The following is a 21,145-nucleotide window of genomic DNA, read 5'->3' as shown; positions in this document are numbered from 1 at the left end:
TAATGATGGACTATTATTTTTACTTATTATAGATAATTGTATTTTGAAATTATTTTTTTTTAAGGATTATTATAAATAATTTAACAATACTCACTTTTGTAGATAAAAAAATCAATAAAAACAAAGCCTAATATAATTTTTTTTATAAATTTGCACCCTCTAAAAACACTAAAGAAAAATTCAATTATGGCTAAAGAAACTTTCGATCGGTCAAAACCCCATTTAAACATTGGTACAATTGGCCACGTAGATCATGGTAAAACAACACTTACAGCAGCTATTACAAAAGTTTTAGCAGATGCTGGATTATCTGAAGCTCAAAGCTTTGATCAAATAGATAATGCTCCAGAAGAAAAAGAGCGAGGTATAACAATTAACACATCGCACGTAGAATATCAAACAGTAAATAGACATTATGCCCATGTTGACTGTCCAGGTCACGCTGATTATGTTAAAAATATGGTTACTGGTGCTGCTCAAATGGATGGTGCAATTCTTGTCGTAGCTGCCACTGACGGTCCTATGCCTCAAACTAGGGAACACATCCTTTTAGGGCGCCAAGTAGGTATTCCTCGTATTGTAGTGTTTTTAAACAAAGCAGATATGGTTGATGATGAAGAATTACTTGAATTAGTAGAAATGGAAGTCCGTGAATTACTTTCTTTTTATGATTATGATGGAGATAATTCTCCTGTAATTCTTGGTTCAGCTCTTGGTGCTCTTAACGGAGAACAAAAATGGGTTGATACCGTAATGAAACTTATGGAAGAAGTTGACACATGGATTGAATTGCCTAAGCGTGATGTTGAGAAGGACTTCCTAATGCCTGTTGAAGATGTATTCTCTATTACTGGTCGTGGAACAGTTGCAACCGGAAGAATTGAAACTGGTGTAGCAAATACTGGTGACGAAATTGATATTATTGGTATGGGTGCTGAAAAATTAAAATCTACTGTTACTGGAGTTGAAATGTTCCGTAAAATTTTAGATAGAGGTGAAGCAGGGGATAACACGGGGATATTATTACGTGGTATTGAAAAAACTGATATTAAAAGAGGAATGGTTCTTTGTAAAGTTGGTTCAGTTACTCCTCATGCCAAATTTAAAGCTGAGGTTTACATTCTAAAAAAAGAAGAGGGTGGACGTCATACACCTTTTCATAACAACTATCGACCTCAGTTTTATGTAAGAACAACTGATGTTACTGGAAATATTATTTTACCAAGTGGAGTTGAAATGGTAATGCCAGGTGATAACCTAACTATAGAAGTTAATTTAATTCAACCTATCGCGCTAAGTCAAGGGCTTCGTTTTGCAATTCGTGAAGGGGGTCGAACAGTTGGTGCGGGTCAGGTAACAGAAATTTTAGATTAGAAAAAAGTTTTTAAACTGACACAAAAGGTGTCTCGCTTTAGCGTGTGACGCCTTTTGTGTCAAATAAAAACGGGTTTAGCTCAGTTGGTAGAGCACTGGTCTCCAAAACCAGGTGTCGGGAGTTCGAGTCTCTCAACCCGTGCATAAAAAAAAGGTATAAATGATTACAATATTGAACTACATAAAAGAATCATTTGAGGAACTTCAAAAGAATGTTTCCTGGACACCTAGATCTGAGCTTCAACGTTTAGTTCTTATTGTTTTAGTTTTTTCAGTGCTTTTTTCTCTTTTAATATGGGGAGCAGACACATTGTTGTCTTCTATAGTTCAAACTTACTTTAACCTCATTAATGGATAGTTTATGACTGAAGTAGCAGATAAAAAATGGTATGTTGTTAGAGCGGTAAGTGGTCAAGAATCAAAAATTAAAGATTACATACTTTCTGAAATAGATAGGCTTGGTTATTCAAAGATGGTAGAAGATATTCTGGTTCCTACTCAAAAAATTGTACAAATTCGCAATGGAAAAAAAGTAAGTAAAGAAAAAACATATTTTCCAGGTTATATTATGATAAAAGCAGATCTGTCAGGAGAGGTTCCACACATAATTAAATCTGTAACTAATGTTATTGGATTTTTAGGTGAAACTAAAGGTGGTGAACCTGTTCCTTTAAGATCAGCTGAGGTAAATAGAATGCTTGGAAAAGTTGATGAATTGACTCTTGCTTCAGAGCAAATAAATATACCTTACATAAGTGGTGAAAATGTAAAGGTAATTGATGGTCCTTTTAATGGGTTTACAGGTACAATTGAAAAGGTTAATGAAGATAAAAGAAAATTAGAGGTTATGGTTAAAATATTTGGCCGTAAAACTCCTCTTGAGTTAAGTTATATGCAAGTTGAAAAAATATAAATGTTACATAATAAAAATAGGATTTAGCTTCCACTAGAATCGTATTTAATTTAATTAATATAATGGCAAAAGAAATAGAAAAAGTTCTGAAACTACAAGTTAGAGGAGGTGCAGCTAACCCCTCTCCACCCGTAGGTCCAGCATTAGGAGCCGCAGGAGTCAACATAATGGAGTTTTGTAAACAGTTTAATGCAAGAACTCAAGACAAACCAGGAAAAATTCTTCCTGTTGCAATTTCTGTTTATAAGGATAAATCATTTGAATTTGTTGTTAAAACTCCACCAGCTGCAGTTCAATTAATGGAAGCTGCAAAAAAGAAAAAAGGATCTGGAGAACCAAACAGAATCAAGGTAGGAACTGTTACATGGGATCAAGTTCGAACTATTGCTGAAGATAAAATGCCTGATCTTAATGCTTTTAATATCGATTCTGCAATGAAAATGATCGCTGGTACTGCAAGATCTATGGGTTTTACCGTCAAAGGAAATGCTCCATTTAATTCATAATTTTAAAATGGGAAAAATAACAAAAAATCAAAAAGAGTCTAGGTCTAAAGTAGACCCTACAACTTTTTACACTCTAGAAGATGCTTCTAAGTTGGTTAAAGAAATATCAACTACTAAATTTGATGCTTCAGTTGATTTAGCTATCCGACTTGGTGTTGATCCAAAAAAATCTAATCAGATGGTTCGTGGTATTGTGACTTTACCTCACGGAACTGGTAAAAAATTACGTGTTTTAGCTTTAGTAACACCAGATAAAGAGTCTGAAGCTAAAGAAGCAGGTGCAGATTTTGTTGGATTAGACGAGTATTTACAAAAAATTAAAGACGGTTGGACAGATGTTGATGTTATAGTTACTATGCCAAGTGTTATGGGTAAATTAGGTCCTTTAGGTCGTATTCTTGGTCCAAGAGGCTTGATGCCAAATCCCAAAACTGGTACCGTAACGATGGATATCAAAAAAGCTGTTACTGATGTTAAAGGAGGTAAAATTGATTTCAAAGTTGATAAGTCAGGTATTATTCACTCATCAATAGGTAAAGTTTCATTTAGTGCAGATAAGATTTTTGAAAATGCAGATGAGCTTGTGAAAACAATTGTCAAACTAAAACCTTCAACCACTAAAGGAATATATATAAAAAGTATTTATATGTCAAGCACAATGAGTCCAAGTGTTCCTGTTGAAGCCAAATTTTCATAGATTTTAAAAAATTAAAAATGAAAAAAGAAGAAAAAATAAAAGTTATAAATGATTTGACATTAAAATTAAAGGCGACAAAGACTTTATATTTAACAGATATATCTGGATTAAATGCATCTCAAACTACAGCTTTAAGACGTGCTTGTCATAAAGCAAACGTTAAATTGTCTGTTGTAAAAAATACAATGTTATCAAGGGCAATGGATGCTTCTGACAAAAATTTTGGAGAAATCAAAAATGTATTAAAAGGTAATACCTCATTGATGTTTTCTGAATCTGGTAATGTTCCAGCTAAGGTTATCAAAGATTTTAGAAGAAAATTAGATAAGCCAATTTTAAAAGCAGCTTTTATAGAAGAAGCAATTTATATTGGTGATGATCAGATTGATACTCTCGCAGCTATTAGATCAAGAGAGGAGTTAATTGGAGAAATTATTGGATTATTACAATCTCCGGCTAAGAATGTGGTTTCTGCATTAAAGTCTGGAAGCAGTAATTTATCTGGTATACTGAAAACGTTATCAGAGCGTTAATTCTGAAAAACAATAGTGTTTAAATAAACAAATAGAAATATAAATTATAAAAATTGGTAAAATGGCAGATTTAAAAGAATTCGCAGAACAATTAGTAAACCTAACTGTAAAAGAGGTAAACGAGCTTGCTAACATCTTAAAAGATGAGTATGGTATAGAGCCTGCAGCAGCAGCTGTAGCAGTTGCTGGTCCAGCAGCTGGAGATGGTTCAGATGCCGCAGAAGAGAAAACAGAATTTGATGTTATCTTGACAGCAGCTGGAGGAGCTAAACTAGCAGTAGTGAAATTAGTAAAAGAATTAACTGGATTAGGTCTTAAAGAGGCTAAAGGTTTGGTTGATGAAGCTCCTAGCGCAATAAAAGAAGCTGTAAGTAAAGATGAAGCTGAGGGTCTAAAAAGCTCCTTAGAAGAAGCGGGTGCTGAAGTAGAGATTAAGTAGTCACATTCACACAAGTTTAAGGTTTAGGCTTTTGTACAGTTCAATCGTCTAAACCATTTTGTGCTTATAAATATTGATTAATAAATAACATATAGTTCATCTAAAACAACTACAGATGCCAAGTATTTTAAAGAAAAGAGTAAATTTTGCTGCAGCCCAGCATACCCCTAATTATCCTGATTTTCTTGATATTCAAATCAAGTCTTTTCAAGATTTTTTTCAATTAGAAACTAAATCTGATGAAAGAAACGAAGAAGGACTTTTTAACACATTCCAAGAAAATTTTCCCATATCGGATACAAGAAATCAATTTGTACTTGAATTTATTGATTATTTTGTTGATCCTCCTCGATATTCTATTCAGGAATGTATTGAAAGGGGTTTAACATATTCTGTCCCTTTAAAGGCTAGATTAAAATTATATTGTACGGATATTGAGCACGAAGATTTTGAAACTATAGTTCAAGATGTTTTTTTGGGCACCATACCCTACATGACTCCTAGTGGTACATTTTGTATTAATGGTGCTGAACGCATAGTAGTTTCTCAACTTCACAGGTCTCCAGGAGTGTTTTTTGGTCAATCTTTTCATGCTAATGGAACTAAACTTTATTCAGCCAGAGTAATTCCTTTCAAAGGTTCATGGATAGAATTCGCAACTGATATAAATAGTGTTATGTATGCTTATATTGACAGAAAGAAAAAACTACCCGTTACAACACTTTTTAGAGCTATAGGATATGAAAGTGATAAAGATATACTTGAGATCTTTGATTTAGCCGAAGAAATTAAAGTTTCTAAATCAGGATTGAAAAAGGTGCTCGATAGAAAACTAGCAGCAAGAGTTTTAAAAACATGGCATGAAGATTTTGTTGATGAAGATACAGGGGAGGTTATTTCAATAGAAAGAAATGAAATAATAATTGATAGAGATACCATTCTTGAAAAAGATCATATCGAGCAAATAATGGAGGCTGGAGTTAAAACAATTCTTTTACATAAGATTGATGCGCATATGTCAGATTATGCAATAATTAACAATACTCTTCAAAAAGATCCAACAAACTCTGAAAAGGAAGCAGTAGAGCATATATATCGCCAATTAAGAAATGCTGAACCACCAGATGAAGATACAGCCAGAGGAATTATTGATAAATTATTTTTCTCAGATCAAAGATATAATCTTGGAGAGGTTGGTAGGTATAGAATGAACAAAAAGTTGGGACTAAATGTGGAAATGGACAAATTAGTCTTAACTAAATTAGATATCATTACCATAATAAAATATTTAATTGAACTAATTAATTCAAAAGCTGAGATAGATGATATTGATCATCTATCTAATAGAAGAGTTAGAACAGTAGGAGAGCAATTATCATCTCAATTTGGAGTTGGTTTAGCAAGAATGGCTAGAACAATTCGTGAAAGAATGAATGTTAGAGATAATGAAGTTTTTACACCCATAGATCTTATTAATGCAAAAACACTATCTTCTGTTATAAATACATTTTTTGGAACCAATCAGTTATCCCAATTCATGGATCAGACAAATCCTTTAGCTGAGTTAACCCATAAAAGAAGATTGTCTGCTTTAGGTCCAGGTGGATTGTCAAGAGAAAGAGCAGGTTTTGAAGTTAGGGATGTTCATTATTCTCATTATGGCCGTTTATGTCCAATTGAAACCCCCGAAGGTCCAAATATTGGATTAATATCTTCTCTTGGGGTATTTGCTAAAGTTAATAATCTTGGATTTATTGAAACTCCATACAGAAAAGTTGAAAAGGGCAAGATTAATTTATTTGAAACCAAATACCTTAGTGCTGAAGAAGAAGAAAATCAATTAATTGCTCAAGCCACTATACCTTACGATAAAGATGGTAATATTACTGCAGAAAGAGTAATTGCTCGAGATCAAGCGGATTTTCCAGTAGTTACTCCTGATAAAATTAATTATACTGATGTAGCCCCAAATCAAATTGCTTCGATATCTGCATCATTAATACCATTTTTAGAACATGATGACGCTAACCGTGCTTTGATGGGGTCAAATATGATGCGTCAAGCTGTGCCACTTCTTAGACCTGATTCACCTATTGTAGGAACAGGACTCGAACGACAAGTAGCTTCAGATTCCAGAGTTTTAATAAATGCTGAAGGAGATGGTATTGTTGAATATGTTGACGCTAATAAGATTACTATTAAATATGATATTTCTAAAGAAGAAGAAATAGTTAAATTTGATAGTCCAGTTATAAGCTATAACCTTATTAAATTTCGTAAAACAAATCAAGGAACTTGTATAAACCTTAAGTCTATTGTAAAAAAAGGAGATCGTGTTATAAAAGGTCAAGTTTTATCAGAAGGTTATGCAACAGAAAATGGTGAATTAGCTCTTGGTCGTAACATGAAAGTTGCTTTTATGCCATGGAAAGGATATAATTTTGAAGACGCTATTGTAATCTCTGAAAAAGTAGTAAGAGAAGACATTTTCACTTCTATTCATATAGATGAATACTCGTTGGATGTTAGAGATACTAAGCTTGGAACTGAAGAGTTAACTGATGATATTCCTAACGTTAGTGAAGAGGCTACAAAACAACTAGATGAAAATGGGATGATACGAATTGGAGCAGAGGTAAACCCTGGAGATATTCTAATTGGAAAAATTACTCCAAAGGGAGAGTCTGACCCTACACCTGAAGAAAAACTTTTGCGTGCAATTTTTGGTGACAAAGCAGGTGATGTTAAAGATGCTTCATTAAAAGCGCCTCCTTCATTACACGGAGTTGTTGTTGATAAAAAATTATTTACAAGATCTCTTAAAGATAAAAGAAGAAGAAATCAAGATAAACAGGAACTAGAAATTCTAGAAGAAAATTTTGAACTTAAGTTTGATAAACTTAAAGGTCTTTTAATTGAAAAGCTATTCACAATCCTGAATGGTAAAACATGTCAAGGGGTTCAGAATGACCTAGCAGAAGAGATTTTGCCAAAAGGAAAGAAGTATTCTCTCAAAATGCTCTCTGCGGTAGAGGATTATACTCACTTAACTAAGGGAGTTTGGACTACTACAAAAGAAACTAATTCTATGATTGCAGATTTGATTCACAATTATAAAATTAAAGAAAACGATTTACAAGGATCTTTACGTCGTGAAAAGTTCACTATTTCTGTTGGTGATGAATTACCTGCGGGAATATTAAAATTAGCAAAGGTATATATTGCTAAGAAAAGAAAATTGAAAGTTGGTGATAAAATGGCAGGACGTCACGGAAACAAAGGAATAGTTGCAAGGATAGTTCGTGAGGAAGAAATGCCTTTCTTAGAAGATGGGACCCCTGTAGATATTGTCCTTAATCCTTTAGGTGTTCCCTCAAGAATGAACATTGGTCAAATCTATGAAACGGTTTTAGGATGGGCTGGACAAAATCTAGGACAAAAATACTCCACACCTATATTTGATGGTGCATCAATTGATCAAATTAATGATTTAACTGATGAAGCCGGAGTTCCACGATATGGTCACACGTACCTTTATGACGGTGGTACAGGAGAACAGTTTGATCAACCGGCTACTGTGGGTGTTATATATATGCTAAAATTAGGCCATATGGTTGATGATAAAATGCACTCTAGATCTATCGGGCCATATTCATTAATTACTCAGCAGCCTCTTGGAGGGAAAGCCCAGTTCGGAGGACAGCGTTTTGGTGAAATGGAAGTTTGGGCTCTAGAAGCATACGGGGCATCAAGTACTTTGCAGGAAATATTAACTGTAAAATCTGATGACGTTATAGGTAGAGCTAAGACTTATGAATCGATTGTTAAAGGAGATTCACTTCCAGAACCTGGATTACCGGAGTCTTTTAATGTTTTAATGCATGAATTAAAAGGATTAGGACTTGACATTAGATTAGAAGAGTAATAAAAAATTAAGTAACATTTAGAAAGCAATTAAAAATGGCTAGAAACAACGAAGTAGTTACACAGAAAAAATTTAATAAAATTGTAATTGGTCTATCATCTCCAGAGGTGATACTAAATAGTTCAAGAGGTGAGGTCTTAAAACCTGAAACTATAAACTACAGAACACATAAACCAGAGCGTGACGGTTTATTTTGCGAAAGAATTTTTGGACCAGTTAAAGACTATGAATGTGCTTGTGGCAAGTATAAAAGAATTAGATATAAAGGAATAGTATGTGATAGATGTGGTGTAGAGGTTACAGAAAAAAAAGTTAGAAGAGATCGCGTTGGTCACATTCATCTTGTAGTTCCAGTAGCACATATTTGGTATTTTAGATCTTTACCAAATAAAATTGGATATTTATTAGGTTTGCCTTCTAAGAAATTAGATATGATTATTTACTACGAAAGATACGTAGTAATTCAGTCTGGAATTGCCTTAAATTCGGAAGGAGAGCCGTTACAAAAAATGGATTTTCTAACAGAAGAAGAATATTTAAATGCATTAGAACAAGTACCTGCTGAAAATCAATATCTTGACGATACTGACCCAGATAAGTTTATTGCTAAAATGGGAGCTGAGTGTTTAATTGAATTACTTAGTCGAATTGATTTAGAGAAACTATCATATGAGTTAAGGCATAAGGCAAATAACGAAACATCAAAACAAAGAAAAACTGAGGCTTTAAAAAGGCTTCAGGTTGTAGAAGCATTTAAAGATGCAAATGTACGCAGAGAGAACCTTCCTGAGTGGATGATTATGAAAGTAGTTCCTGTTATTCCTCCTGAACTAAGACCCTTAGTTCCCCTTGATGGAGGACGTTTTGCAACATCTGATTTAAATGACTTATATCGAAGAGTTATAATAAGAAATAATAGATTAAAACGTCTCGTTGAAATAAAGGCTCCAGAAGTGATTTTAAGAAATGAAAAAAGAATGCTACAAGAATCTGTAGATTCATTATTTGATAATACTCGTAAATCTTCTGCAGTTAAAACGGATTCTAATCGACCACTTAAATCTCTTTCTGATTCATTGAAAGGAAAGCAAGGTAGGTTTCGTCAAAATCTTTTAGGTAAACGTGTAGATTATTCAGCAAGATCAGTTATTGTTGTTGGTCCTGAACTAAAACTTTTTGAATGTGGTCTCCCAAAGGGAATGGCTTCGGAATTATATAAACCATTTGTAATTAGAAAACTAATTGAACGTGGAATTGTAAAAACTGTAAAGTCAGCTAAAAAAATAATAGACAGAAAAGAACCTGTTGTATGGGATATTTTAGAAAATGTTCTCAAAGGACATCCAGTTCTTTTAAATAGAGCTCCTACACTTCACCGTTTAGGAATTCAAGCTTTTCAGCCTAAATTAATTGAAGGAAAAGCCATCCAGCTTCACCCTTTAGTATGTACAGCTTTTAATGCAGATTTTGATGGTGACCAAATGGCAGTTCATTTACCGCTTGGACCAGAGGCTATATTAGAATGTCAGATGTTAATGTTGGCATCTAATAATATTTTAAATCCAGCAAATGGTCAACCTATTACAGTTCCATCTCAAGATATGGTTTTGGGTCTTTATTATATGACTAAGGCAAGAAAATCAACTAAAGAAGCTCCAGTTAAAGGAGAAGGTTTAGTTTTTTATTCTGTGGAAGAAGTTCATATTGCTCATAACGAGAAACGAGTAGATTTAAATGCTGTAGTGAAAATAAGAGCTAAAGATTTTAATAATAATGGAGAGTTAGTTTATCAAATTATAGAAACAACAGTTGGAAGAATCTTATTTAATGAGGTGGTTCCTGAAAATGCAGGTTTTATTAATGAAGTTTTGACAAAGAAAAACCTTCGTGGAATAATTGGTGAAATATTGAAAGTAACTAGTGTTCCCGAAACCGCAGAATTTTTGGATAAAATCAAAGATATGGGTTATGGTTTTGCATTTAAAGGAGGATTATCTTTTAGTCTTGGTGATATTATTATTCCTCCTGAAAAATCAAAAATGATTGATGAGGCTAATGGTCAAATTGAAGGCATTGTTGGTAATTATAATATGGGACTAATCACAAACAATGAAAGATACAATCAAGTAATTGACGTGTGGACATCTACAAACGCTACTCTTACTGAGTTAGCTATGAGTAGAATTAGTGAGGATCAGCAAGGTTTTAATTCAGTTTTTATGATGTTGGATTCTGGAGCTAGAGGTTCTAAAGAACAAATAAGACAATTAACTGGGATGAGAGGTCTTATGGCTAAGCCTAAAAAGTCAAATGTAGGTGGTGGAGAAATAATCGAAAATCCAATCCTTTCTAATTTTAAAGAAGGATTATCAATTTTAGAATATTTTATTTCTACTCACGGTGCTAGAAAAGGTCTAGCAGATACTGCATTAAAAACAGCAGATGCAGGATATTTAACTCGACGACTGGTTGATGTTTCTCAAGATGTAATTGTTAATAATGAAGATTGTGGTACTCTTAGAGGAATTTTAGTTAAACCGTTGAAAAAAAATGAAGAAATAGTTGAAAGCTTAGGAGATAGAATTTTAGGTCGAGTTTCCTTGAATAACATAATTAATCCTTCTTCAGGAGAATTAATAATCGAGTCTGGAAATCAAATTACTGATTCAATAATTACTCAAATTAATGATGCTCAAATTGAATCTGTAGAGGTTCGTTCACCATTAAGTTGCGAAGCTAAACGAGGAATATGTGTTAAATGTTATGGAAGAAATTTAGCTACTGGAAATATGGTTCAAAAAGGAGAAGCAGTAGGTGTAGTTGCTGCTCAATCTATTGGAGAACCAGGAACTCAATTAACTCTCAGAACTTTTCATGTGGGAGGAGTTGCTGGAAATATTTCAGAGGAAAATAAAATAGTAGTAAAACAGAATGGCGTAGCGGTAATTGAGGATCTTAAAATTGCTAAAGGGATTGATTCAGATGGAAATCCATCAGATATTGTAATTTCAAGAACAGCTGAAATTAAGGTTGTAGATAAAAAAACAAAGATTGTATACAGCACAAATAATATTCCTTATGGTTCTTCATTATTTGTTGAAAACGGGTCTAAAGTTTCAAAAGGTGATATTGTTTGTAGTTGGGATCCTTTTAATGGAGTTATAGTCTCAGAGTTTGCTGGTAAAGTAGAATTTGAAAATATTACTCAGGGAGAAACATATCAAGTTGAAATTGATGAACAAACTGGTTTTCAAGAAAAAGTTATTTCTGAAACTAGAAATAAAAAATTAATTCCAACACTATTAATTAAGGATAACAAAGATATAGTCTTACGTTCTTATAATTTACCTGTTGGAGCCCATTTAATTGTTGATGATGGAATTAAAATTGAAGAGGGTAAGATACTGGTTAAAATACCAAGAAAATCTGCTAAATCTGGAGATATAACAGGTGGATTACCTCGTGTAACAGAGTTATTCGAAGCAAGAAATCCCTCAAACCCTGCAGTAGTTTCTGAGGTTGATGGAGTAGTTTCTTTTGGTAAGATTAAACGTGGTAATAGAGAAATTATAGTTGAATCAAAATATGGAGATATTAAAAAGTATTTAGTGAAACTCTCAAATCAAATATTAGTTCAAGAAAATGATTTTGTGAAAGCTGGAATGCAATTATCTGACGGATCTATAACTCCTGTTGATATTTTAAAAATAAAGGGCCCTTCTGCTGTTCAACAATATTTGGTAAATGAGGTTCAAGAAGTCTATCGTCTTCAAGGAGTTAAAATTAATGATAAACATTTTGAAGTTGTAGTAAGACAGATGATGCGTAAGGTTAAAATTAATGATCCTGGTGATTCAAGCTTTTTAGAAAATCAATTAGTTTTTAAAGCTGACTTCATAGAAGAAAATGACAGTCTTTTCGGTAAAAAAGTAGTTGAAAATGAAGGGGATTCAGAAAACTTTAAATCTGGACAAATTATTTCTGCTCGTCAATTAAGAGATGAAAATTCACTTCTTATAAGACAAGATAAAATTAAAGTTGAAGCGAGGGATGCTATTACATCTACCTCTACTCCTGAACTTCAAGGTATAACAAGAGCCTCGCTCCAGACTAAGTCGTTTATTTCAGCAGCATCATTCCAAGAAACAACTAAAGTTCTTAATGAAGCAGCGGTGAATGGGAAAGAAGACTATTTAGCCGGATTAAAAGAAAATGTTATAGTAGGGCATAAAATTCCTGCCGGAACTGGTTTGAGAGAGTATAGTAATGTTATTGTAGGGTCAAAAGATGAATATAAGAGCTTATTAGTTAACAAAGAAGAAGAACTTTCTGACATTTAATTTTTGTATAATGAGTGATATAAAAAAAGATCAAAAAATAAATATTCAATTAGATGAAAAGACTGCCGAAGGAGTATATTCTAACTTAGCAATCATTAATCATTCTGTTTCAGAGTTTGTTGTTGATTTTATTAATATGATGCCTGGTTCTCCTAAGGCTAAAGTGAAATCGAGAATTATATTGACTCCAGAACATGCTAAAAGGTTTCAAAAAGCATTATCAGATAATATAAATCGTTTTGAAAAATCTAACGGTGAAATTAAAACTAACGATTCTCCACCTATTCCAATAAATTTTGGCACTCAAGGAGAAGCTTAAAACATGAGTAGCTGGGTTTATTTATATTCAGATGTAAAATAAAACTTTATACTTGGATATTTATTTTTTGTCATTTGAAGTGTAAAATCTGAATCTGCAAGAAAAACTAATTGTTCTTTATTATCCTTAGCCAGAAACTTTTGTTTTACCCTTTTAAATTCTTCAACTTCATTATTTTTAGATTTCTCTATAGATATCCAACAAGCTTTATAAACATTAAGATTTTCAAAGTTACACTTTGCACCATACTCGTGTAATAGCCTATATTGAATTACCTCAAATTGAAGAGCTCCTACAGTTCCTATGACTTTTCTGTTATTGATATTAAGAATAAATAATTGTGCCACACCTTCATCCATTAGTTGATCGATTCCTTTTTCAAGTTGTTTAGCTTTCATTGGATCAATATTATTAATATATCTAAAATGTTCAGGAGAAAAGCTAGGTATTCCTTTAAAATTAATTTTTTCTCCAGTAGTTAAAGTATCACCAATTTTGAAATTTCCAGTATCATGAAGACCAACTATGTCTCCTGGAAATGAAATATCAACAATTTGTTTTTTTTCGGCAAAAAAGGCATTTGGACTTGAAAATTTTAATCTTTTATTCTGTCTTACGTGTAAATACGAAGTGTTCCTTTCAAACTTACCAGACACGATTTTAATAAACGCAAGTCTATCTCTATGTTTTGGATCCATATTGGCATGAATCTTAAAAACAAATCCTGTAAATTCAACTTCTTTAGGGTATATGATTCGTGTATCAGAAATTTTTGGTCTTGGTTTTGGAGCAATCTTAATAAAACAATCAAGAAGTTCTTGAACTCCAAAATTATTTAGTGCAGATCCAAAGAAAACTGGTTGTAAGCTACCAGACAAATATTTTTCTCTATCAAACTTTGGATATACGCCAGTAATTAATTCTATATCTTCTTTTAATTGTTTCAATTGTTTGGATCCAATACTTAGTTTTAATTTTTGATCATCAATTGATCCATACTTTATTTTTTTTGATATTTTTTGCTTATCATCTGAATTAAATAGCTCTAAGTTTTTCTCCCATATATTATATATACCCTTAAAATCATAGCCCATTCCGATAGGGAACGTTAATGGAGTTACAGTAAGACCGAGTTTGATTTCAACTTCATCCATTAGATCAAAAGCATCTTTACCTTCTCTATCCAATTTGTTAATAAACACTAGTATTGGGATAGATCTTAGCCTGCATACCTCTACTAGTTTTTGAGTTTGTTCTTCTACACCTTTTGCAACATCGATTACTACAATTACTGAATCAACAGCTGTGAGCGTTCTAAATGTATCTTCGGCAAAGTCTTTATGTCCTGGGGTGTCAAGAATGTTTATTTTTTTATCCCTATAAATAAAGGCTAAAACTGATGTTGCTACAGAAATCCCTCTTTGACGCTCAATCTCCATGAAGTCACTTGTTGCTCCTTTTTTAACTTTGTTTGATTTAACTGCACCAGCCTCTTGAATAGCCCCTCCATACAACAAAAGCTTCTCCGTTAAGGTTGTTTTTCCAGCATCTGGATGAGAAATTATTCCAAAAGTTCTTCTTCGCTCTATTTCACTTAAAAAATCCATCAGGATATTATTTTTAACAAAAGTATCTAATATTATCAAAAGAAAAATACCTAATAGGTTTTTGTTTAAATAATAGGTATTTTTGAATGTTTAATGAAAGAAGAAGAAGTTATTTTGGTCGATTCTCAAGATCAAATTTTGGGTACAATGCCTAAAATAGAAGCTCATGAAAAGGGGATTCTTCACAGAGCATTTTCAGTTTTTATTTTAGATTATAAAAATAAAATCTTACTTCAAAAAAGAGCCCTAAATAAATACCATTCTCCTGGTTTATGGACTAATACTTGTTGTAGTCATCAAAGACTAAACGAGACTTCTCTTCAAGCAGGAAATAGAAGACTGATAGAGGAGATGGGAATTGATCTAGAATTAAAAGAAATTTTCACATTTAAATATAAGGCCCCTTTTTCTAATGGTCTGACAGAAAACGAATTAGATCATGTTTTAATAGGCTATACTGAAAGAAATCCAATTATTAATCCAGATGAGGTTTCTGATTGGAAATGGGCAGATATTGAACTTATTCATCAAGATCTAGCTTTAAATCCAAAAAACTATACAATTTGGTTTAAAATAGTTTTTGCTGAGTTTATTAATTATATAAAAAAAAATGAAAGTAACAGTAAGTAGAAAAGCACATTTTAATGCAGCTCACAGACTTTATAGATCAGATTGGGATGATGAAAGAAATAATTCTGTCTTTGGTAAATGTTCAAATAAAAACTTTCACGGTCATAACTATGAACTAATTGTTAGTGTTCGAGGTGAAATTGATTCTGAAACCGGCTATGTGATTGACATGAAAACACTAAAAGATTTGATTAAATTTGAGATTGAAGAAGCTTTTGATCATAAGAATCTTAATATTGAAGTTTCTGATTTTCAAAACTTAAATCCAACTGCTGAAAACATTGTAGTTGTTATATATAACAAGCTTTTTAAACATATGCAAGATGATCATGACCTGGAAGTTGTTTTGTACGAAACACCTAGAAACTTTGTCAAATATTCTGGACAATAAATAACGTTAAATATTACAGAACATATGGATCTCAGACTCCTATTTAAATGTATATTTGAAAAAAATTAATTATGGCTAGTGTTAAACAATTAAAAAAAGATATTAATAACTCTATTGGATCTTTTATTGAAGACATATACATGTGGGAGCTATCTAATCCAAAGGCTGATATTAAAAAAAGCAATTCATTAATTGACGAATCACTTTTACTGTTTGATCAATTAATCCAAGAAGTTAATCTGTCAAAGGTTAAAAAAACTAAACTTCATTTTAATTCTATTAAAGAACAATTAAATTCTGGCTTAGAAAAAATGATAAAAAAATTAGAAAAACTTAAATAAGTCTAATCTAGTTTCACTTCTTTTTTATTCCTCTTTAAAATCCTGAAAAACGATTTACCGTATTTTGAGTTTCTAATATTTTCAGGCATTTTTTTTGCAATTGTATCAAGATAAGAAGGATTTGCATTATCCATTTCAGTTATTATAATGAATGGAGAAATCATTTTATCTGAATGAGTATTTGCAAAATTTAGTGTATATAAGTAACGACGCTTATTTAGCCTGTTGATTTGTTTCTGAAATGAATCAATTAATTTTATATTTTGACTCTTTTGAGCTTCTAAATAAAGTTTTAAAAGTTCTAAATTTTTTGAATTGAATTTTCTGGATATTGATTTATACTCTTCTAGTAGATCATTGTTTTCCGAACCTTCAATGTAAGCACTGCTTTCAAATGTTTTAAGTCTTGTTTTTATTTTTATATTTCCTTTCGAACCAAAAAAAATAATACGATCGTTTAGTGAATCTCCATCATCTTTTTTTAAATATAAATGGAAAATTTCAGGTCCATTCAATTCTGCTTTTAAATTAAAAACACCATTTCCTTTTATTTCAAATGAATCTATAGTTACTAAAACGGAATCTTGATACTTTTTTAAAAAAAGAGATCCTTTTCTGAGATCTGAAATTACACCATCAATTTGCATCAAATTATTATTATCAATTGGGGTATTACAAGAAGTAATAAAAATAATTATATAAAAAATATAAAAGGATTTTTTCATGATTATATATTTAACCAGTAAGTTAGTTTTAAATTTAAACTCCTTTGTCTAGGAATAAATGAATCAGTGGTTATATAATTATCATTATAAACAATATAAAGATCAGATAAAGGTGCAAAACGCCACTGAAGTCTTGAATTTATCCCTAAGTTTTCAGCCTGAGAACTATATTGTACATATGAAGACCAAAATATATTTTTTGTAAAGGTAAAATCAATTTTTGGTCTTATTAACCAAATGTTTTCTGTTGGAAAACTTTTTCCTAATGCAATATGATCATAATTTACAGATAGTGATGTTGACATGAAAGGTTGAAAACGCCAATTGAAAGTGCTTCCTATTGAATATTTCATTCCATTATAAAATTGTCCAAAATCAGGCTCAATTCTATAAGAAAAGTTTTTTCTGACATCTGAATTGTATGACAACCTCAAACTTGTATATCTATATGTTTTTTCTCCGGGAATAGGATTGTCAGGATTTAGCCCAGTAGGATCAAAATCGCCATAGAGATAAGTTGATCTGCTAAAAACTCTAAAGTTCATTCTTACTCCATTTCTATAAACAAAATTAGCCGAAGGACTTATAGTCCTATCTGAGTTTCTGTTGCTATCATTAGGGCGGAAAAAGTTCCACATTCCAACTCCTATTTCATATTGAGTTAAATTTTTGTTTATTGGATAAAATTTTAATTTATATTCTGGAGTTATTTTAAGTAAATCAGTTCTTCTTATAAAACCAAGATCTGATTTAAAATCTTCACCAATCATAGAAACTCCTAATTCAACTGTGCTTTCCCGGGTATTTCTTTCTAACTTCAATCCATAACTACTATCATCATCATCATTTTTAGAATCGGGTTTAAAAGATTTATGAAAATAGGCTCTTCCTACATAAACATTATCTGGGGAGGCTAAGTTATAATCTAAACCTATAAGTCTATTAAATGTTTCATTATCTTCAGTGAAATCATACTTTTTTCTATTTTCCCTATTAATCATTAATAAACTTATGTTTGACCGTGTAAACATTTTTTTCTGAATTGAAAATACAGTATTGTTGTTTGAAGGAATTTCATTAGCTAAATCTTCGTCGGTAATCATATGTAAAAATCCAATTCTCCAATCTTCATCAATTTTTCCGCTTAATCGAGCCCCTGCTATAATTTTATTTTCTATAGTATTACCGTCTAGATCTTTGGCAACACCAATTCTTCTAGAAAAAAATGGACGGCCATCTCTAGAATCACCATAATTTGTAAATAAATCACTGTTTTGAATAAAAAATTGTCTTTTTTCTGGAAGTGAAACTTCAAATCTAGTCAAGTTAACTACTTGGTCATCAACCTCAACTTGAGAAAAATCTGGATTTAATGTAAGATCAAGATTTAATCCATTACCTATAGGTATCTTAGCATCTCCTCCAAAACTTATGTTATCTAATTTTTTTTCATTAACAAAGTCTTTAGAAGTTATACCATTCACATATGGGATAATAGCTAGAGGGGCTTTTGATTTACCTAAAGGATCTTCAAAAATCATGTTTCCTAAAAAAGCAAGACTTACTATTTGTTGATTTCTTGATCTACGTATCCATGTTGTCCACTCGTTTAAATTGCTATCAAATCTGTAAGCGTTGAATCCCCAAGATTTAGCACCTTCTGGAAAGTTTAAAAACTTTAATGGTATTTTAATTTCGTTTATGATGTAGTTGTCAAAAACTTGAGCTTCAGTTGTCCATTTAGTATCCCAGCTACTATTTGCATCTCTTCTGTAATCGGTTGCACCATTTGATAAGAGTGATTCTCGTTGAACTCCTTCAGGATTAGTTCCAAAAAAGAAAGCATTAGTTCGGTCATTATAAGTGTCAAACACAAATGTGATCCCATCAATACCCCAACCGGTCCAATCTCTTCTTAGTGAAGGAACTACATATTTTTTATTTTTTGTATTTGATATTGCTAATAGATAAATATTACTTTCATCCCTTATTATTTTAATAGTGGTTTTTAGCTCAGCCATTGAACTGTCACTAGGGAAATGTTGAAAAAAATCATTTATTTCATTTGCATTTTCCCAAGCTTTATCATTACCTAAGCCATCAATAATGATTTGTTTATTTGTAGTTTTTACTATAATATCTCTTGATTGAGAATATATTTTGTAACTGTTTATTAATACTATTAATAAGCAAAATAATAATGATTTATTTTTCAATTTCACCTCGATTTATTGTTAAAAAAAGTACAGTTGTTAATCACAACTATATTGACTAAATAATTGTTAAAAGGTTTAATGAATATTTTTTTAATTTAATTTAAATTCTTGAGATCCAAATAATCTTTAAAGTATAAGAGTTCATTATTGTGTAATGAACTCTTATTAGGGTAACAACTATTTAATTAAATCAAGACTCCTTTGAAGAAACTTTGTTAGAGCCTCTCCTTTTAATAGTCCTTGTGAAAGTTTTGCTAAATCTAGAGCTTGAATTATAAGTCTTTCTCTTTTTTTTGCAGCCTTAGTTTTGAGAATATCACTTATTAACTCATGATTAGTGTTAACTAGTAGGGTATACATTTCGGGCATATTACCCATCATTCCGCTTCCACCATTTTGTTGCATTTCTTTCATTCTTCTCATAAATTCAGGCTGAGCTAAAACAAAAGGTAATGATTTGCTATCCATTGATTCCATTTGAACGATATAACCATTTTCCTTAACTATTTCTTCGATCATAGGCTTAAGTTTTTCTTTTTCTTTATCAGAAAGTTTAGATATAATTACCTCATCTTTTTTAATTAGATTTTCAATTGAATCTCCATCAACTCTAGCAAAACTTATCTTGTCTTTGCTTCCTTCCATTTTTTGAATCAAATGTGAAATTATAGGTGAGTCAAGTAAAAGTACGGTATACCCTTTATCCTCAGCAGATGATATATAACTATGCTGTTCCTCGATGTTACTCGTATAAAGAATAACTAATTTATCATCTTTATCAGTTTGAGTTGTTTTAATTTTTTCTTCTAGTTCTCCATATGTTAAAAACTCACCTTTTGTTGTTGGATATAGAGCAAATTTTTCTGCCTTTTCAAAAAACTTATCCTCACTCAGCATCCCATATTCAATGACTACTTTTATGTCATTCCATTTTTCCTCAAATGCTTTCCTGTCTTTTTTGAATAAACTACTTAGCTTATCACCGACTTTTCTTGTTATATAATTACTTATTTTTTTAACTGCACCGTCAGCCTGAAGGTAACTTCTTGAAACGTTTAACGGGATATCAGGTGAATCAATTACACCTCTAAGCAAAGTAAGAAATTCAGGAACAATTCCTTCAACATTATCAGTTACAAAAACTTGATTTTGATATAATTGTATTCTGTCTTTTTGGACATTTATATCATTATTGATTTTAGGAAAATATAAGATTCCTGTCAAATGAAAAGGGTAGTCAACATTTAAATGAATATTAAATAGGGGTGTTTCAAATTGATTTGGATAAAGTTCCCTGTAGAAACTGTTATAATCATCATCACTTAGTTCTTTAGGGGTTTTTGTCCATGCAGGATTAGAGTTATTGATGATATCATCAATAGTTTCTTTTTCTGGCTTTTGATCTTCAGGAGCTCCTTCTGGAAGTGGAATCTCAACTTCTTTAGTACCCAATTTAATAGGTATAGGCATAAATTTGTTATACTTAACTAGAAGCTCTCTGATTCGAGATTCTTCTAGAAATTCTTTTGAATCCTTGGATATATGAAGTATAACCTCTGTTCCTCTTTCTTTTTTGTCAGATTTGACAAGGTTGTATTCTGGAGATCCATCGCATGTCCAATGAGCACCTGTTTCTTTTTGATGAGATTTAGTTATAATTTCTACTTTGTCAGCTACCATAAAAGCTGAATAAAACCCAAGACCAAAGTGCCCTATAATCCCTGAATCTTGGGCTGTGTCTTTATATTTTTCTAAAAACTCCTCAGCTCCAGAGAAAGCAACTTCATTAATATATTTATTAACTTCATCCATTGACATTCCTACACCCTGGTCAATTACACGTAAAGTTTTCTTTTTAGAATCAATTTTAATTTCAATTTTTGGTAATCCTATATCTCCTTTTATCTCTCCTATACTACTCAGGTGAGCTAATTTTGTTGTCGCATCAGTTGCATTTGAAATAAGTTCTCTCAAGAAAATTTCATGATCACTGTATAGAAATTTTTTAATTAGCGGAAATATATTTTCTACCGCTACATTGATTTTACCTTTTGACATATTTATTTATTTTATTTATTTATTCTATTCAAAAAAAATACCAATTAATAAATAATGACATTTTGGCACTATATAAAATTAATATAATATGATTTTTAAGCTTATTTTAAATAAATTGCATTGGTAAAAGA

Annotated in this window: 17 protein-coding genes and 1 tRNA gene; 14 read left to right on the top strand and 4 right to left on the bottom strand. The window is 31.6% G+C overall.

From position 1 onward, the window contains the following. Nucleotides 1–186 precede the first annotated feature (186 nt). The 11 genes from tuf to AC34EU_RS03145 all read left to right on the top strand — a co-directional run bounded on the left by tuf (nt 187) and on the right by AC34EU_RS03145 (nt 13,046). On the top strand, nt 187–1,374 hold the full coding sequence (tuf, locus tag AC34EU_RS03195; RefSeq protein ID WP_487533718.1) for an elongation factor Tu: 1,188 nt from the start codon (nt 187–189) through the stop codon (nt 1,372–1,374). 69 nt (nt 1,375–1,443) lie between these two features. Next, nucleotides 1,444–1,516, top strand: a tRNA-Trp gene (locus AC34EU_RS03190). Between the two features lie 18 nt (nt 1,517–1,534). Next, complete coding sequence (gene secE / locus AC34EU_RS03185) at nt 1,535–1,732, top strand: preprotein translocase subunit SecE (RefSeq protein WP_487533717.1); 198 nt, start codon at nt 1,535–1,537, stop codon at nt 1,730–1,732. 3 nt (nt 1,733–1,735) lie between these two features. Further along, a complete protein-coding gene (gene nusG / locus AC34EU_RS03180; protein ID WP_487533716.1) occupies nt 1,736–2,287 on the top strand; it encodes a transcription termination/antitermination protein NusG in 552 nt (183 codons plus the stop codon). A 62-nt stretch (nt 2,288–2,349) separates the two neighbouring features. Then, the gene (gene rplK / locus AC34EU_RS03175; protein WP_487533715.1) at nt 2,350–2,793 is read left to right on the top strand and encodes a 50S ribosomal protein L11; all 444 of its coding nucleotides are present in this window, start codon (nt 2,350–2,352) and stop codon (nt 2,791–2,793) included. A gap of 7 nt (nt 2,794–2,800) precedes the next feature. Beyond that, complete coding sequence (gene rplA / locus AC34EU_RS03170; protein ID WP_487533714.1) at nt 2,801–3,490, top strand: 50S ribosomal protein L1; 690 nt, start codon at nt 2,801–2,803, stop codon at nt 3,488–3,490. A 17-nt stretch (nt 3,491–3,507) separates the two neighbouring features. Continuing rightward, nucleotides 3,508–4,023, top strand: a complete 516-nt coding sequence (gene rplJ / locus AC34EU_RS03165) for a 50S ribosomal protein L10 (protein ID WP_487533713.1) — start codon at nt 3,508–3,510, stop codon at nt 4,021–4,023. 61 nt (nt 4,024–4,084) lie between these two features. After that, complete coding sequence (gene rplL / locus AC34EU_RS03160; RefSeq protein WP_487533712.1) at nt 4,085–4,462, top strand: 50S ribosomal protein L7/L12; 378 nt, start codon at nt 4,085–4,087, stop codon at nt 4,460–4,462. Between the two features lie 115 nt (nt 4,463–4,577). Next, the gene (rpoB, locus tag AC34EU_RS03155; RefSeq protein WP_489696048.1) at nt 4,578–8,387 is read left to right on the top strand and encodes a DNA-directed RNA polymerase subunit beta; all 3,810 of its coding nucleotides are present in this window, start codon (nt 4,578–4,580) and stop codon (nt 8,385–8,387) included. Nucleotides 8,388–8,422: 35 nt separating this feature from the next. Then, on the top strand, nt 8,423–12,727 hold the full coding sequence (rpoC, locus tag AC34EU_RS03150) for a DNA-directed RNA polymerase subunit beta' (protein ID WP_489696047.1): 4,305 nt from the start codon (nt 8,423–8,425) through the stop codon (nt 12,725–12,727). Between the two features lie 10 nt (nt 12,728–12,737). Further along, nucleotides 12,738–13,046 carry a DUF3467 domain-containing protein gene (locus AC34EU_RS03145; protein ID WP_487533709.1) on the top strand — a complete coding sequence of 103 codons (309 nt, stop codon included), beginning with the start codon at nt 12,738–12,740 and terminating at the stop codon, nt 13,044–13,046. Nucleotides 13,047–13,063: 17 nt separating this feature from the next. Here AC34EU_RS03145 and AC34EU_RS03140 read toward each other — a convergent pair whose 3' ends face one another. Next, on the bottom strand, nt 13,064–14,653 hold the full coding sequence (locus AC34EU_RS03140; protein ID WP_487533708.1) for a peptide chain release factor 3: 1,590 nt from the start codon (nt 14,651–14,653) through the stop codon (nt 13,064–13,066). Between the two features lie 93 nt (nt 14,654–14,746). Between AC34EU_RS03140 and idi the strand changes: the two genes are divergently transcribed. From idi to AC34EU_RS03125, 3 genes are all read left to right on the top strand, one after another. Continuing rightward, on the top strand, nt 14,747–15,283 hold the full coding sequence (gene idi / locus AC34EU_RS03135) for an isopentenyl-diphosphate Delta-isomerase (RefSeq protein WP_489696046.1): 537 nt from the start codon (nt 14,747–14,749) through the stop codon (nt 15,281–15,283). Further along, nucleotides 15,264–15,674: a 6-pyruvoyl trahydropterin synthase family protein gene (locus AC34EU_RS03130; RefSeq protein WP_487533706.1), complete on the top strand. Its 411-nt coding sequence runs from the start codon at nt 15,264–15,266 to the stop codon at nt 15,672–15,674. The genes idi and AC34EU_RS03130 overlap by 20 nt, the downstream gene beginning before the upstream one ends. Before the next feature lie 71 nt (nt 15,675–15,745). Beyond that, nucleotides 15,746–16,015: a hypothetical protein gene (locus tag AC34EU_RS03125; protein WP_487533705.1), complete on the top strand. Its 270-nt coding sequence runs from the start codon at nt 15,746–15,748 to the stop codon at nt 16,013–16,015. Between the two features lie 2 nt (nt 16,016–16,017). On the opposite strand, the gene AC34EU_RS03120 is transcribed toward AC34EU_RS03125, so the two are convergent. The 3 genes from AC34EU_RS03120 to htpG all read right to left on the bottom strand — a co-directional run bounded on the left by AC34EU_RS03120 (nt 16,018) and on the right by htpG (nt 21,014). Further along, nucleotides 16,018–16,740, bottom strand: a complete 723-nt coding sequence (locus tag AC34EU_RS03120) for a DUF4369 domain-containing protein (protein ID WP_489696045.1) — start codon at nt 16,738–16,740, stop codon at nt 16,018–16,020. 2 nt (nt 16,741–16,742) lie between these two features. Next, complete coding sequence (locus tag AC34EU_RS03115) at nt 16,743–18,956, bottom strand: DUF5916 domain-containing protein (RefSeq protein WP_489696044.1); 2,214 nt, start codon at nt 18,954–18,956, stop codon at nt 16,743–16,745. Between the two features lie 177 nt (nt 18,957–19,133). After that, complete coding sequence (htpG, locus tag AC34EU_RS03110; protein ID WP_487533702.1) at nt 19,134–21,014, bottom strand: molecular chaperone HtpG; 1,881 nt, start codon at nt 21,012–21,014, stop codon at nt 19,134–19,136. Nucleotides 21,015–21,145 lie beyond the last annotated feature (131 nt).

The sequence above is a fragment of the Candidatus Marivariicella framensis genome (assembly GCF_982709265.1).
The sequence above is the reverse complement of the archived record's forward strand: the minus strand, read 5'-3'. Positions and strand labels throughout refer to the sequence as shown.

Bases quoted from the DNA above. Each gene is read 5' to 3' on its own strand.
- idi (WP_489696046.1), top strand. From the start codon at position 14,747: ATGAAAGAAGAAGAAGTTATTTTGGTCGATTCTCAAGATCAAATTTTG.
- AC34EU_RS03120 (WP_489696045.1), bottom strand. From the start codon at position 16,740: ATGAAAAAATCCTTTTATATTTTTTATATAATTATTTTTATTACTTCT.
- AC34EU_RS03145 (WP_487533709.1), top strand. From the start codon at position 12,738: ATGAGTGATATAAAAAAAGATCAAAAAATAAATATTCAATTAGATGAA.
- rplL (WP_487533712.1), top strand. From the start codon at position 4,085: ATGGCAGATTTAAAAGAATTCGCAGAACAATTAGTAAACCTAACTGTA.
- secE (WP_487533717.1), top strand. From the start codon at position 1,535: ATGATTACAATATTGAACTACATAAAAGAATCATTTGAGGAACTTCAA.
- nusG (WP_487533716.1), top strand. From the start codon at position 1,736: ATGACTGAAGTAGCAGATAAAAAATGGTATGTTGTTAGAGCGGTAAGT.
- rpoC (WP_489696047.1), top strand. From the start codon at position 8,423: ATGGCTAGAAACAACGAAGTAGTTACACAGAAAAAATTTAATAAAATT.
- rpoB (WP_489696048.1), top strand. From the start codon at position 4,578: ATGCCAAGTATTTTAAAGAAAAGAGTAAATTTTGCTGCAGCCCAGCAT.
- rplK (WP_487533715.1), top strand. From the start codon at position 2,350: ATGGCAAAAGAAATAGAAAAAGTTCTGAAACTACAAGTTAGAGGAGGT.
- AC34EU_RS03125 (WP_487533705.1), top strand. From the start codon at position 15,746: ATGGCTAGTGTTAAACAATTAAAAAAAGATATTAATAACTCTATTGGA.
- AC34EU_RS03140 (WP_487533708.1), bottom strand. From the start codon at position 14,653: ATGGATTTTTTAAGTGAAATAGAGCGAAGAAGAACTTTTGGAATAATT.
- rplA (WP_487533714.1), top strand. From the start codon at position 2,801: ATGGGAAAAATAACAAAAAATCAAAAAGAGTCTAGGTCTAAAGTAGAC.
- AC34EU_RS03130 (WP_487533706.1), top strand. From the start codon at position 15,264: ATGAAAGTAACAGTAAGTAGAAAAGCACATTTTAATGCAGCTCACAGA.
- htpG (WP_487533702.1), bottom strand. From the start codon at position 21,014: ATGTCAAAAGGTAAAATCAATGTAGCGGTAGAAAATATATTTCCGCTA.
- rplJ (WP_487533713.1), top strand. From the start codon at position 3,508: ATGAAAAAAGAAGAAAAAATAAAAGTTATAAATGATTTGACATTAAAA.
- tuf (WP_487533718.1), top strand. From the start codon at position 187: ATGGCTAAAGAAACTTTCGATCGGTCAAAACCCCATTTAAACATTGGT.